Origin of the sequence: Onishia taeanensis, assembly GCF_003268885.1 — a bacterium.
Classification (GTDB): Bacteria; Pseudomonadota; Gammaproteobacteria; order Pseudomonadales; family Halomonadaceae; genus Onishia; species Onishia taeanensis_A.
In genome coordinates, this window is the sequence record NZ_QLSX01000003.1 from 146653 (window position 1) to 160573 (window position 13921).

The window sequence follows — 13921 nt, forward strand, 5'->3', positions numbered from 1 at the left end:
CGCTTGAGTAGTCGCTTCAGTCAGTACCTTCAAATGGTAAATCAGTCCCTTCACGAGTCGCACGGTCAGTACTCAAGATCCGTGCCCACGATACGTACTCATGATACGTACTCATGATAAGTACTAAGGAGACAGTATGAGCATCAAGAAGAAAGGTTCTGCAGAATGGCAAGGCAGCCTGAAAGATGGCAAGGGCACGGTTTCGACAGAAAGCGGTGCACTCTCCTCTAATCCCTACGGCTTCAAGCAGCGCTTCGAGGGGCAGGCCGGTACCAACCCTGAAGAGCTGATCGGCGCCGCCCATGCCAGCTGTTTCTCCATGGCGTTCTCGATGATGCTGGGCGAGGCCGGCCTCGAGCCTGAAAGCATCAAGACGGAGGCTACCGTTAGCCTCGATCAGGACGACAGCGGTTTCACCATCTCTGCCATACACTTGAGCTGCGTGGCGAAGATTCCCGGTGCCGATCAGGCCACCTTCGATGATGCCGCGAACAAGGCCAAGGAAGGGTGCCCGGTCTCGAAGCTGTTCAATGCCGAGATCACGCTGGATGCGCGCCTGGAAAGCTAACGCCTAGATCAGCGACCAGCCTGGCTCGCCCAAGCGCTAGCCTTGGCCGGTGAATCATGAGCGTCTGCTAGCGCTCAATCAAACGACGGCCATTCCGGTGACACCGGAATGGCCGTCGTCGTTTCTGCAGGGCTTCTTGTCAGACCTGGCGGAAAGCGTGTGCAGCAAGAATGGGTCGAAAGAACGCCCCGTCAGCAACCTTGGAAGTTGCCCGGCGAGCGTTCAGGCGGCAGCGTCGACCAGTGCTCGGATCAGTCGCTGCTGTGGGCGATTGAAAATCAACCATTCGGGATGCCACTGCACGCCCATCAGGAAATCGTGCTCCCGGGATTCGATACCCTGCACCAGACCGTCTCTATCCCTTGCGACGATTTCGATGCCGCGACCGGCATCCTGTACCGCCTGGTGGTGGAGGCTGTTGATGCGACACCAACTGACGCCGAGAATACGATGCAGCTTGCTGTCGGCGACGATGTCGACGGTCTTGCGCGGCAGCACGGTACGCCGGCGTTTGAGCCCCTCGTAGGTGGTGTAGATGTCGCTGTCCAGTGTGCCGCCCATATAGACGTTGATCAGCTGGGCGCCGCGGCAGATGCCGAGCACCGGGCAGCGGCTGGGGATGAAGCGCTCCAGCAGGTCGAGCTCCAGGGCGTCACGTTCGGGGTCGACGCGGACGTCGAACCGTACTTCGCCGCCGTACAGGTGCGCTTCAATATCATCGCCGCCGCCGATGATCAGGCCGTCGAGTGTTTCCGGCACCGGGCGAGACGGCGATAGCCTCAGCGGGCGACCGCCGTGGCGCCAGACCGCCAGCCAGTCGAAGAACCAGGCGAGGCGGCTCTTGCGGTCCGAGGTGGTGATACCGATCAGTGGTCGGGTCATTCGTCCTTCATCCAGTGCCTGAGCTTATCGAGCCAGCGTGACATGGGCGAGCGGGCATGATGGGTGAGAAAGTCATTAGCGCGCTCGGCGAGCCGCTCGGGGTCGGCGGCGAGGCGCTCCACCGTCAGCCAGCGGTTCCACTCCACCACCGAGCCCCAGTCCCTGGCCGAGAGGTGGGCGTTGGGCAGGCGGTAGTGGAAGGTCGGCCGCGGCTTGACCAGCTCGTTCTTGAGCAGGGCATTGGGGTGGTCCGGTCGCAGCCAGGCGAACAGCGGCAAAAAATCGAGCTCGCGGTTGCGGGTCGGGTTGTCGTGCAGGTAGTCAGCAATCAGGGTGTCGAGATCCGGCGCATAGTTGGGGTCGAGCACCTTGAGGGCATAGGCCTTGGGGAAGGGGTTGGCGTGGGGCAGCACTTCGCGGGTGATGTCGATGTCGATCTGGTCGCGCAGCCAGGGCGCCAGTAGCAGGTAGGCACGCAGGTGAGCGAGCAGGCTGTCGATATCGGTGCCCGGCACCTCGGGGTTGAGGTGCAGCCCGAAGCCGTAGAGCAGGCTATCGTCGGTGCCCTTGGCGCCATGGCGGCGCAATGCGCCGAAAAGCGCATCGAGCTCGCCGAGTTCATTCCAGGGCACCGGTGGACAGACGATCTCGGTGGGCACCAGGCCGGCCACTACGTCCCCCAGCAGCTCACGAGAGCGCGTGTGAAGCTCGATATGCCACTGATGCCGCTGGCGGGCCCATTCGTCGTCACTGCTCGGTTGGGCGGCGGTTACCTTGTCGTCCGGATGCACCATCTTGGCATCGAGCTCGATGGTGAACTCTCCCCAACGGGTGCCTTCCACTCGCCAGCGATGTGGGCTGAGTGCGATGACCTGACCGCCAAACTGCTCGGCCACCAGACTCGCTGCCGCAGCTGGCGAGACGCAGGCAAATTCTATCTCGACGCCGACACGGCGGAGGTTGCCTTCCCCGGTAGTGGTAACAGGGGGCGATTGCGGATCCATGCCACACTCCCGTAAGCCTGAATTGGCACCGCAAGACTATCATACCTCGGCCGGCGACCCACCAGGGGCGCAGGTGCTTGTCGGTAGGCAGTGACAGGGTGCCTCGGCGCGGGCATTCCTTTACCCTGAGGTCCGGGCGTCACGGGTCTTATTGATGACAGACCTGCTTTCTTTTCTCGCTTTCTTTTCACTTTCAGTCACGTAGGGAGTCTTCATGAGCGAGCCTGCTCCATGCTCTTCGCTTGTCAGCCATCGGTTGATCTGGGGGCTGCTGACCCTGTTGACCATGCTGCTGTTGCCATCGATGGCGCAGGCACAGGCGCCGGGCCTGGGGCTCACGGGACTTGCTGGTGACTCATCCAGCAGCCAGCCGAATCCCAAGGCGGTGGTGGAGTCCTTGGATACTGTGATCGCGACGCTCGACAACGCGGAGCGGCGGGGCGCGCTGTTGGAAGAGCTGAAGGCGCTGCGCGACAGCACCGCTCAGGTCGACGGTGGCAGTCCTGATGCCGGGCCTCAGGGGTTGCTGGGCGCTCTAGCGGATACCTTCAACGAACTGGGGGAGCAGGCCGATGATGGACAGTCGCCGCTTGACCTGTGGCAGCAGCGACTGATTCAGGCCTGGCAGGATGTTGGAGAGCTTGCCAGTAACGCCGGCAATGCGGCGTTGCTGCGCCTGGCCGTTGAAGCCACAGTGATGCTGTCGGTGTGGGTCGGGCTGCTGCTACTACTGATGGCGCTTGCCCGTCTGGTGGTGCGCCGCGTCGGCGTGCCGCTGGAACTGCCGCGCGAACCTAAGGCATGGCTGCTTGGCGTGCATTTCCTGCGCCGCCTGCTGCCCTGGGCGGTGGCCTTTGCCATCATGCTGGCACTGTCACAGTTCGTGGAACCCAATGCCGCGGTCAGCCTGGCGCTGGTCACCGCCTATGTGTCGCTGTGCGGACGGCTGCTGGCGTCGGCCTGCGAGGTGGTGTTCTCGGCCTTTACCCGCGGGCATCGTTATATCGCCGTGCGCTTCCTGCGGACTCGGGCCTTGCGGCGACTGTTCCTGATCGGTGCATTGATGGCGCTGGGTGACGCACTGGACTCCCCGCAGCTGATCGCCCAGTTGGGCAGCGATCTGGCGGGTTTCCTGTCGATCGTCACTAACCTGCTGGCGGCGATGATGAGCGGTATCTTCATTCTGCGCTTCAAGCAGCCGATCAAGCACCTGATCCGCAACCGCCCGTATTCGCAGCGTAAGGCGCAAAGCACGATCAATTACGTGGTGCGGGTACTCGGCGGTCTGTGGCATGTCCCCGCCCTGCTGCTGGTGGGGGTCTCGCTGGTGGCGCTGGTGGTCACCGTGGGCGATGCTGGCGGTGCCTTGCCCCGGGCCATCGGCACCGCGGCGCTGCTGATCCTGACGTTGGTGATCAATGGCCTGCTGCGCCGTTACGGCGCGACACTCGAAGGGCGCAGGCGGGTTTCCCAGTATCGACGCCGCCTTGAGCGCTTCGGGTATGCCCTGGCGCACATGCTGTGCTGGGCGACCTTTGCCGAGCTATCGATGCGCGTATGGGGCGGTTCGCTGCTGGGTGTCGGCCAGGAGGCGGCCGGCGCGCGTATTGGCCAGGCGTTGATCAGCATCGGTTTTACCTTGCTGATCGCCTGGCTGGCCTGGATCTTTGCCGATACCGCTATCCAGCGGGCGTTGGCGAGCTCGGCCCGCTCCCGAGGGCGGCGCGTCAACAGTGCCCGGGCTCAGACCATCACTCCGCTGATCCGCAACGTGGTCTTCGCGACCATCGTGGTGATCGCTTCGATCGTTGCCCTGGCCAACCTGGGGGTCAACGTCACGCCGCTGCTGGCCGGTGCCGGTGTGATCGGCCTGGCGATCGGCTTCGGCGCCCAGACGCTGGTGCAGGACCTGATCACGGGTATCTTTATCCTGATTGAGGATTCGTTGGCCATCGATGACTTCGTCGATCTGGGCGGTCACCTGGGCACCGTCGAGGGGCTGACCCTGCGCACCGTGCGGCTGCGCGATCTCGATGGCATTGTCCACACCATCACCTTCAGCCAGATCAAATCGATCCACAACATGTCGCGCCAATTCGGTATCGCCTTGATGCGCTTGCGCATTCCCCATGAGATGAAGATCGATGATGGCATTACGCTGGTGCGGGAAGTCGCCGACGATCTGCGCCATGACCCCCTGATGCGCCATCACATCTGGTCGGCGCTTGAGATGCAGGGCATCGAGCGCTTCGAGGAGGGTGCTGCGGTGCTGCGCATGCGCATGCGCACGGCGCCGGTCATGCAATGGGACGTGGCGCGCGCCTTCAACCTGCGGTTCAAGCAGCGCCTGGAAGAGGATGGCCTGGATCTTGCGATGCCGCGTTTGAGCGTGCAGATGGAAGGTCGCGGTGGCGAGGCGCTGGATGAGCAGGCGCCGGAACCGGAAGCCGAAACGGAGACAGCGAGCGAAGACTCAGGGCGTGATGTGTTGGGTCGTTCGCCGGGCGAGGCTGGGCGTGCCGCACCGCCGGGGGCCAGGCGTGATCAGGGGACACCCGGAGTAGGCTAAAACGGCTCAATGAGGGGAGTGCGAAAATAGCGGGGGCAGTTCAGAGGCTACTGGCGAGGTGAACGGTTGGCGGTAGTGTGCGTTCAGACCAGCCAGTAATGGTAGAGCGCCGCGCCTGCTGCCGCGCCGAGCACCGTGGCCCCGATCAGCAGCATCGCCAACAGCCAGGGGGCGCGCCACTTCCGCCAACCGTCGTGCAAGCCGACGGCGCGCTCGACCCGTGCTATCAGCAGGTCGTGACGGGCGCCGGTGTTATCCGGCGGCAGCGAGAAGTCGTTGGCGGTATTGTCCTGCCAGAAGGGGCCGTGGGTCAGACCGAGTCTTGCGCGCAGCAGGCCGATATCGCGCAGGGTGCCGTGCAGGGCATCGTATTCTTCACGGCGCTCGGGTTCGCCCAGCACTATTCTGGCATCGGCCTTGAGGGCGTTGTGATGGCAGGCCTCGATAGCCCGCTGGATGTCCTTATCGTTGGCATCATTGGGCAGTCCCAGTCGCTGATAGAGATCCCGCATGCTCAGCTAGCTCGCATTAGATATTCATAGGCGTTCTTGATCCGCTGGAAACGCTGAGAGGCCGTTGCCATGCGTGCCTCGCCCTCGGCGAAGAAACGGTCGGGATGGTGGGTCTGGGCCATGCGGCGATAGGCCTTGCGAATCTCGCCGCGGCTAGCCCCGGGAGGCAAGCCAAGCACCGCCAGGGCGCGATGGGCGCGCGCATCGTTGGGTGGCGCCTGCTGCCAGCGTTGGTTCTGGCCCGCGTTGCTACGCTCCTGGCGAGCTTTTTCCTGGCGTTGCCGTTCTTGCCGAGCCCGTTCCTCTCGAGCCTGGTCCTGCCTCGCTCTTTCCTGCTGCGCTCTTTCCCGATGAGCCCTTTCTTGGCGAGCATTCTCCTGGCGCTGTCTTTCGCGCTCGCGGGCTTCCTGTTCGCGTCGCTCACGCTGCCGGCGAAGCTCCTGTTCCTGTCGTTCTCGTGCTTCCTGCTCGCGGCGTCTCTCATCTTGCTCGTGTTGTCGTGCCTCTTCCTGCTGGCGCTGGTGTTCCTTGGCCAGCCAGTAATCGCGGCGACTGGGGTCCTCGGGCACGGCGTAGGGTCGCCCTGCCTGTTCGGCATAGAGAGTGGCGAACAAGGAAGGGATGACGCCCAGCAGGTCGGCAAGAAAGCGCAGCACATGATGTTGGGAAATGCTGGGCTCGCCGTCGACGACGGACACGGCGATCGCCTGGCGCAGAAAGGGATAGGCCTGTTCGCCGCCACGGTCCTTTTGCATCACCTCGGCGGCAAGCTGGATGGCATCGAAGTCCTGACGGTCGGCCAGGGCGAAGATCGGTTCCAGGTCATGGCCGTGGCGGCATTCGCTGGCCAATTCCGTGAGGTGACGGCGCTGTGCTTCATTGAGAGGCCCCCGACAGGCCATCACCCAAGCAAGCAGCAGCAGCCCGGCGGTATCGGCCTGGCTTCGACTGGTCAGCAATAGGGTCTCGAAGGGGTTGAAGCGACCGCTGGGCATTCTGGCTCCGAAGTGTCTCACGGGACAATTATTGTCATGATGCGGCATCTGCAGCCGTGAGGCGTCGACAGCCGGTTACTACTTATGCCGGTCAAGAAATACGTATGCCGATCAAGAGTGACAGATCCTATCGACAAATACGTATCCAAAGAGTATCGGCGTCAGGCGTCAGGGCTTTAATCCGTCCCACGGCCCCGTCGGCATGCTACGTCGAGGGGGTGGCGCTTTCCAGTCTAGGGTCTGGGGTCAGGTACTCATCGGCGAGGACTTGCCGATGTTTTCCGGGCCGAAAGAATCAGGCAGCAGGGTCTCCATATCGTAGCTCTTGAGTACCTGGCCCTCGGCGTTAAGCACATGAATGCGCGTGGCCGGGGAGGCAAATTCGCGAATGCGCTGGCGACAGTCGCCGCAGGGCGTGCACAAGTGCTCGCCCGGGCCGATCACGTAAAGCGTGGCGATCTGTTGGGTGCCTGAAGAGACCATGGCGGCGATCGCCGAAGCCTCGGCGCAAAGCCCCTTGTAGTTGGCAATCTCGACGTTGCAACCGAGAAACCATTCTCCTTCGGGCGTTTGCAACGCCGCACCCACCGGGTGCTGTGAATAGGGCACATAGGCGCGGTTGCGGGTGGCGATCAACTGCGCACGCAGCGAGGCATCGAGGGTAGCGGAAGCGTCGGGCATGGGAGCGGCTCTCTTGGCAGTACTTATTTGGTAGTACTTAATTTCATAGTACTTATTTGGCTGTACTTGTTTGGGCAGTACTCGTTGGGCCGTACTCTTCAGGTTAGGGCGCGTCGGCAGGGCGAGCTTTTTCCAGCATATCGCCAAAAAAGCATGGCTGCTGGCGGGCGCTCAACCAGTACCGCCCCGGCCAGGGGCTCGGGGCGGCAGGAGGGGTGAAAGGCGCTGCGTCAGCCGGCGGCCAGTGCGATGAAGAAGCCCGCGATGGTGGCCGACATCAGGTTGGACAAGGTGCCCGCCAATACGGCCTTGACGCCGAAGCGGGCAATCTCGTGGCGACGCCCCGGTGCCAGGCTGCCCAGGCCGCCGAGCAGGATGGCGATCGAGGACAGGTTGGCGAAGCCGCACAGGGCAAAGGAAAGGATGGCCACGGTGTGCACCGACATGGCCGCACCGGTGGCGGCAACCATCTGCTCGCCTTCGATGTAGGGCGCCAGGTTGATGTAGGCGACGAACTCGTTGACCACCAGCTTCTGGCCGATGAAGGAGCCTGCCAGGTTGGCTTCCTCCCAGGGAATGCCGAGCAGGAAGGCCAGTGGCGAGAAAAGCCAGCCTAGCAGCTGCTCAAGGCTCAGCGACTCCAGACCGAACCAGCCGCCGACGCCGCCGAGAATGCCGTTGATCAGTGCGATCAGGCCGATGAAGGCCAGCAGCATGGCGCCGACGTTGGCGGCCAGGCGCATACCGGAGCTGGCGCCGGAGGCGGCCGCATCAAGCACGTTGGCTGGCTGGTCGTCATCCTGGACGTGCTGGATGGAGTCGGCATCGTCATCCTTGGGCGTCTCGGTCTCTGGCATCAGCAGCTTGGCGAATAGCAGGCCACCCGGCGCCGCCATGAAAGAGGCCGCGACCAGATATTCCATGGGAATGCCCAGCGCCGCATAGCCCGCCAGCACCGAGCCCGCCACCGAGGCAAGGCCACCACACATCACCGCAAACAGCTGCGAGGAGGTCATGTTGTTGATGAAGGGGCGCACCACTAGCGGTGCTTCGGTCTGGCCAACGAAGATGTTGGCGGTGGCCGATAGCGACTCGGTGCGCGAGGTGCCGAGCACCTTCTGCAGCGCGCCGCCAAGCAGGCGGATCACCCACTGCATGATGCCCAGGTAGTAGAGCACCGCGATCAGCGACGAGAAAAAGATGATGACCGGCAGGACCTTGATGGCAAAGATGAAGCCCACGCCGGAGGGGTCGGCCAGCCCGCCGAACAGGAAGTCGATGCCGTCGTTGGCATAGCTCACCACCTGACTGACGGCATCCGAGATGGTCTTGAGGACTGACTGGCCGAAAGGCACGTACAGCACGAAGGCGCCGATGCCGGCCTGGATAGCGAAGGCGCCACCCACGGTGCGCAGGCGGATAGCGCGCCGGTTGGAGGAAAACACGAGGGCGATCAGGATGAGCGTCGCCATCCCCACCAAGCTCATGATTATGGTCATGGGAAGTCCTTCATGGGAGCGAATGCTGCCCGGGCGGCGAGGCGACCCGGGCCCTGGGCATTACAGGAAGTTGTACTTGAGCGTGTAGATGACGGCGTTCTGATAGTCCTCGGGGGTGCCTAGCTTATTGTCCGAGTAACGGTACTGAACGCCGGTGGTCACGCTTGAAATCGGGTGCCACCATAATGAAACCGCTCCATTGGTGCCAACGCTTTCCGCCTTGTCGCCGACATAATTCTGCGCGAGGTAGTCATCGTCGCGCGCGAAGGTCTGTTCATGCCAGTTGGTGACGCTGAACTGCTGGCCGAGTGCCTCGAAGCCATAGCCCAGAACCCAGCCGGCCATGTAACCGTTCATGCCGGTGTAGCCATCACTCTGCACGCGCGCCGCACCCAGGAAGGGCTTGAACCACAGGCCGTTGTCGAAGGTCTGGATATAGCCCACACCCAGGACCTGGTCCTGTTCGCGGCCGTTGTAGCCATAGTCACGGAAGTCATAAAGGTGAGCGTAGATCGTGAAGGGCGAGTCACCCAGATAGATATGGGAGGTGAGCTTGCCGGCGGTACGGAAGTTGTCCTTGCCACCGCTCTGTTCGTCGAACTGATCGTTGCCCGGGTTCTCCAGGTCGAAGAAGCCGTAGAACTCGCCCCAGGCGAAGCCGGCGCCACCCTCTAGTTCGAGAAAGGTGAAGTCGCTCTTGGCGGCGTTGGTCGAGGTGCGCTCCTCCGTGCCGGCTGACCAGTCGAGGTAGTTCACCGAGACGTTGGCGAAGGACCAGATCGGGTCCATGTCTGCGGCCTGGACCGGCGCACTGCAAAATGCCAGAAGGGCGCTTGTGCAGAGCAGAGTGGACGCTCGGCGCAGGGAAGGGGAGGACATGATAGCAATTGCCTTGGTTCGTCTATTGTTTTGGAAATGCGTGTTCTGTAAATGCGTGTTTTGAGAACGCGTGTTGCTGTAACGCTAGAGCACCCGGAGAAGCAGGAACCTGCTGGTGGAAATAATACCAAATGGTATGACGCATCTAACAATTTTTTGCACCAACGCTAGGTTGCGCTTTCTCATGCTCTCATGATCAGCTGCTTGCTCAGCGATACAGCGGGACGAGCCGATATTGCTGATGAAGAAGCAGGGTCAGCAGGGCATGTTGTCGCAGGCTCGGGATTCCTTCCTGCAAGCATTTCGCCCTTCCCTCCTTCTCAACCCTCCCTACGGCGCCTCGTGTTAGGCTTTCCTGGCATCTCGCGTCGCCTCACCTGTGCGCTACCTGCGACACCCCTGCGACAAATCGTCACTGTTGCGTGGGGGGTATTTCTCCGACGATACGCGGTCAGTGTAGCCAGACCTTTGTGGTAGCTGAGCGTTTGCTCATAAGGTCTGGCTGCGATGCGTGATAGCCCTTTGCTGCATCGGATGCTGCTTGCGGTCATGGATAAGGACCCAGGACGCGACGGTTGTGGCATTTGTTGTGCGCATACATTAGCCGGCTAATTTTCAACCAGTACTAATTTTCAACCAGTACTAAGGTTAGCCTGATTTCGTGCCCTGACGAGGTCGTAGGATGAGAAGAAAGAAGTACTTACGTGTGCTGAGTCCGCTGGTGCTCGTGTCGCTTGCCCTGTTACTGACAGGGTGTGACTCGGCGCTGATGGATCCTAAGGGGCAGGTCGGGGAAGAGCAGCGAACCCTGATTCTGACTGCGTTCGGTCTGATGCAGATCGTTGTCATTCCGGTAATCGTGATGACTATCGCCTTCGCTTGGCGCTATCGCCGCAGCAACCGGAATGCCACTTATAGCCCCGACTGGCACCACTCCAACAAAGTCGAAGCGGTGGTGTGGTTCGTGCCCTGCGTGATCGTTGCCTTCCTGGCGGTGTTGACCTGGTATACCTCACACAGCCTGGATCCTCACAAGCCCATTCAGGCCGAAGGGGACAATGCTCAGGAGCCGATCGTCATCGAGGCGGTCTCACTGGACTGGAAATGGCTGTTCATCTATCCGGAACAGGGCATTGCCACGGTCAACGAGCTGGCCTTCCCAGAGGATACTCCGGTGCGCTTCCGCGTCACCTCTGGCTCGGTGATGAACTCTTTCTTCATTCCTCGCCTGGGCAGCCAGATCTACGCCATGGCCGGCATGGATAACGATGTTCATCTGATCGCCGATGAGCAAGGGGTCTATCCCGGTCGCTCCACAAACTACAGTGGTGCTGGCTTCTCGGATATGACGTTCGATGCTCACGTCGGCTCCCAGCAAGACTTCGAGGCTTGGGTGTCCAAGGTACGTGAGTCGTCTGAGTCACTGACCTTCCCTGATGAGTATTACGACCTCGCTGCGCCCACCGAGGTCAACGAGATCCAGTACTTTTCTGAGGTATCCCCGGCTCTCTACGAGAGCATCATCAAGAGCTTCCATGCCGGCGGTGACCACGAAGAGCGTGTGGCAAAATATGCCGACAGCTATGCCGATGGCTTTGGCCATGGTCACAGCGACGAAAGTCATGGCGAATCGGACGAGTCTCACGGCGAGCCCATGAGCGCGGAGGCAGCGGAGTAAATTATGTTCGGAAAACTCAGTCTAGAGGCGGTCCCGTACGACGAGCCGATCATCATGGTGACCGTTGCGGCCATCGTGTTGGGCGGGCTCGGGATGACGGGCGCCATCACGTACTTCAAGAAGTGGGGCTACTTGTGGAAGGAATGGATCACCTCCATTGACCACAAGAAGCTTGGCATCATGTACTTCATCGTTGCCTTGGTGATGCTGATTCGCGGCTTCGCGGACGCCCTTATGATGCGCTCCCAGCTGGCCATGGCGTCGGCCGGGGCGGAGGGCTTCTTGCCGCCTTCGCACTACGACCAGATCTTCACCGCCCACGGCGTGATCATGATCTTCTTCGTTGCCATGCCCATGGTCATCGGCCTGATGAACTTGGTGGTGCCGTTGCAGATCGGTGCGCGTGACGTGGCCTTCCCGTTCCTTAACAACCTGAGCTTCTGGTTGTTCGCGGCGGGTGTGATCCTAGTCAACGTGTCACTTTTCGTCGGTGAGTTCGCCAAGACGGGCTGGTTAGCCTACGCGCCACTATCGGGACTCGACTACAGTCCCGGCGTCGGCGTGGACTACTGGATATGGGCGTTACAGATATCGGGGATAGGTACGACCATGACGGGGATCAACTTCTTCGTCACGATCATCAAGATGCGTACCAAGGGCATGACGATGTTCCGTCTGCCGATCTTTACTTGGACGTCGCTCTGCGCCAACGTGTTGATCATTGCCTCCTTCCCGATCCTGACCGCGACCATCGCGTTGCTGACCCTCGATCGTTACCTGGGCATGCACTTCTTCACCACCGACCTCGGTGGCAACATGATGATGTACGTCAACCTCATCTGGGCCTGGGGCCATCCTGAGGTGTACATCCTGATCCTGCCGGCATTCGGTGTCTTCTCAGAGGTCATCGCGACCTTCGCCAAGAAGCGCCTGTTCGGCTACAACACCATGGTCTGGGCCACGGTGGCGATCACAGTTCTGTCGTTCGTGGTCTGGCTGCACCACTTCTTCACCATGGGCGCCGGCGCCAACGTCAATGCCTTCTTTGGCATCATGACGATGATCATCGCCATCCCCACCGGTGTTAAGATCTTCAACTGGCTGTTCACCATGTACCGCGGCCGTCTGGAGATCACGTCCCCGGTGCTGTGGACCCTGGGCTTCATCATTACCTTCACCATTGGCGGCATGACCGGCGTGATGCTGTCGGTGCCGGCGGCGAACTTCGTGCTGCACAACAGCCTGTTCGTCATCGCCCACTTCCACAACGTCATCATCGGCGGCGTGGTGTTCGGCATGATGGCGGGTCTGACCTACTGGTTCCCGAAGGCCTTCGGCTTCACCCTGAACGAAAAGTGGGGCAAGCGTTCCTTCTGGTGCTGGATCACCGGCTTCTATGTGGCCTTCATGCCGCTGTATGTACTGAGCTTCTTTGGTGCCGTGCGTCGCATGCAGTCCTATAACAACCCCGAGTGGCAGCCACTGATGATTGTGGCCTGGGTGGGTGCATTGATTATCGCGGCCGGTATTGCCTGCACCTTGATCCAGTTCTACGTCAGCATCCGTGATCGCAAGCAGAACGAAGATGTGTCTGGCGATCCGTGGGACGCACGTACCCTCGAGTGGGCTACCTCTTCGCCGGCGCCGTTCTATAACTTCGCGCACCTGCCTGAAGTGACGGACGTGGATGGGTTCTGGGATGCCAAGAAGGCTAACGGTGGCGTGCCGCCGCTGTCCGAGGCGCCCTACGAGGATATCCACATGCCGAAGAACACCTGGGAAGGCCCGGTCATGGCACTGTTTGCGACCATCGCCGGCTTTGCTCTGGTGTGGCACATCTGGTGGTTGGCTATCGTGGGTGGCATTGGTGTGTTTGCGACCTTCATGGCGCGGATCTTCAACGATGACGTCGACTACTACGTCCCTGCGGCGGAAGTGGAGCGCATCGAGCGCGAGCATCGTCAGCGCTTGAAGCAGAAGGGTGATCTCGCGCACTCAACTCGGCTGGAGACGCAGAGCTAATCATGGCAACCGATACTCTTAGCAACCAAGGTCATGCCCACGGGCATGACCAGGATCATCACGACGATCACCACGATACCGCGGGCACCAAACTGTTCGGTTTCTGGGTCTACCTGATGAGCGACCTGGTGATCTTCGGGTCGCTGTTTGCCACCTTTGCCGTGCTACTGAAGGGCACGGCTGGTGGGCCGACACCGGGCGAGATCTTTGAGCTACCGTTTGTGCTGGTCGAGACCTTCCTGCTGCTGTTCTCGAGCTTTACTTACGGTATGGCCGTGCTGGCAATGAACGCCAATCAGGCGGCCAAGGTCAGCCGCTGGCTGTGGATCACCTTCGTCCTGGGTGCTTCGTTCGTGGCGATGGAGATCTACGAATTCCAGCACCTGATCCATGAAGGCTTCGGTCCGGATCGTAGTGCCTTCCTGTCGGCCTTCTTTACCCTGGTCGGCACCCACGGCCTGCACGTGACCTTCGGCTTGATCTGGATTCTGGTGATGCTGATTCAGGTCAAGAAAAAAGGTCTGAATGAATTCACTCGTCCTCGGATCATGTGCCTGAGCCTTTTCTGGCACTTCCTGGACATCGTCTGGATCTGCGTATTCTCCTTCGTTTATCTGATGGGAGTCCTGTGA

The 13921-nt window shown here is 61.0% G+C and carries 12 protein-coding genes; 5 read left to right on the forward strand and 7 right to left on the reverse strand.

What is annotated here, in order from left to right; genetic code table 11:
* Positions 1 to 136: 136 nt before the first annotated feature.
* Entirely contained in the window at positions 137 to 568 is a 432-nt protein-coding gene (locus BCL93_RS05500; protein ID WP_112054107.1) for an OsmC family protein, read from the forward strand.
* A 222-nt stretch (positions 569 to 790) separates the two neighbouring features.
* On the opposite strand, the gene BCL93_RS05505 is transcribed toward BCL93_RS05500, so the two are convergent.
* Positions 791 to 1450 (reverse strand): gamma-glutamyl-gamma-aminobutyrate hydrolase family protein, encoded by a 660-nt coding sequence (locus tag BCL93_RS05505; RefSeq protein ID WP_112054108.1) that lies wholly within the window; start codon positions 1448 to 1450, stop codon positions 791 to 793.
* Entirely contained in the window at positions 1447 to 2454 is a 1008-nt protein-coding gene (locus BCL93_RS05510; RefSeq protein ID WP_112054109.1) for an amidoligase family protein, read from the reverse strand. The genes BCL93_RS05505 and BCL93_RS05510 overlap by 4 nt, the downstream gene beginning before the upstream one ends.
* Positions 2455 to 2668: 214 nt before the next feature.
* On the opposite strand from BCL93_RS05510, the gene BCL93_RS05515 reads away from it, so the two are divergent.
* A complete protein-coding gene (locus BCL93_RS05515; RefSeq protein WP_112054110.1) occupies positions 2669 to 5023 on the forward strand; it encodes a mechanosensitive ion channel family protein in 2355 nt (784 codons plus the stop codon).
* A gap of 83 nt (positions 5024 to 5106) precedes the next feature.
* On the opposite strand, the gene BCL93_RS05520 is transcribed toward BCL93_RS05515, so the two are convergent.
* From BCL93_RS05520 to BCL93_RS05540, 5 genes are all read right to left on the reverse strand, one after another.
* Complete coding sequence (locus BCL93_RS05520) at positions 5107 to 5535, reverse strand: hypothetical protein (RefSeq protein ID WP_181463035.1); 429 nt, start codon at positions 5533 to 5535, stop codon at positions 5107 to 5109.
* A 2-nt stretch (positions 5536 to 5537) separates the two neighbouring features.
* Positions 5538 to 6530, reverse strand: coding sequence for a DnaJ domain-containing protein (locus BCL93_RS05525; RefSeq protein WP_181463036.1), 993 nt, complete (start codon positions 6528 to 6530; stop codon positions 5538 to 5540).
* Between the two features lie 246 nt (positions 6531 to 6776).
* Positions 6777 to 7211 carry a cytidine deaminase gene (gene cdd / locus BCL93_RS05530; protein WP_112054112.1) on the reverse strand — a complete coding sequence of 145 codons (435 nt, stop codon included), beginning with the start codon at positions 7209 to 7211 and terminating at the stop codon, positions 6777 to 6779.
* Positions 7212 to 7441: 230 nt separating this feature from the next.
* Entirely contained in the window at positions 7442 to 8710 is a 1269-nt protein-coding gene (locus tag BCL93_RS05535; protein ID WP_112054113.1) for a NupC/NupG family nucleoside CNT transporter, read from the reverse strand.
* A 60-nt stretch (positions 8711 to 8770) separates the two neighbouring features.
* Entirely contained in the window at positions 8771 to 9589 is an 819-nt protein-coding gene (locus BCL93_RS05540) for an outer membrane protein OmpK (RefSeq protein WP_112054114.1), read from the reverse strand.
* 682 nt (positions 9590 to 10271) lie between these two features.
* On the opposite strand from BCL93_RS05540, the gene cyoA reads away from it, so the two are divergent.
* From cyoA to cyoC, 3 genes are read left to right on the forward strand one after another with little or no spacing between them, the layout of a single operon-like run.
* On the forward strand, positions 10272 to 11267 hold the full coding sequence (cyoA, locus tag BCL93_RS05545; protein ID WP_112054115.1) for a ubiquinol oxidase subunit II: 996 nt from the start codon (positions 10272 to 10274) through the stop codon (positions 11265 to 11267).
* A gap of 3 nt (positions 11268 to 11270) precedes the next feature.
* Positions 11271 to 13289, forward strand: coding sequence for a cytochrome o ubiquinol oxidase subunit I (gene cyoB, locus BCL93_RS05550; protein WP_112054116.1), 2019 nt, complete (start codon positions 11271 to 11273; stop codon positions 13287 to 13289).
* Between the two features lie 2 nt (positions 13290 to 13291).
* Entirely contained in the window at positions 13292 to 13921 is a 630-nt protein-coding gene (gene cyoC / locus BCL93_RS05555; RefSeq protein WP_112054117.1) for a cytochrome o ubiquinol oxidase subunit III, read from the forward strand.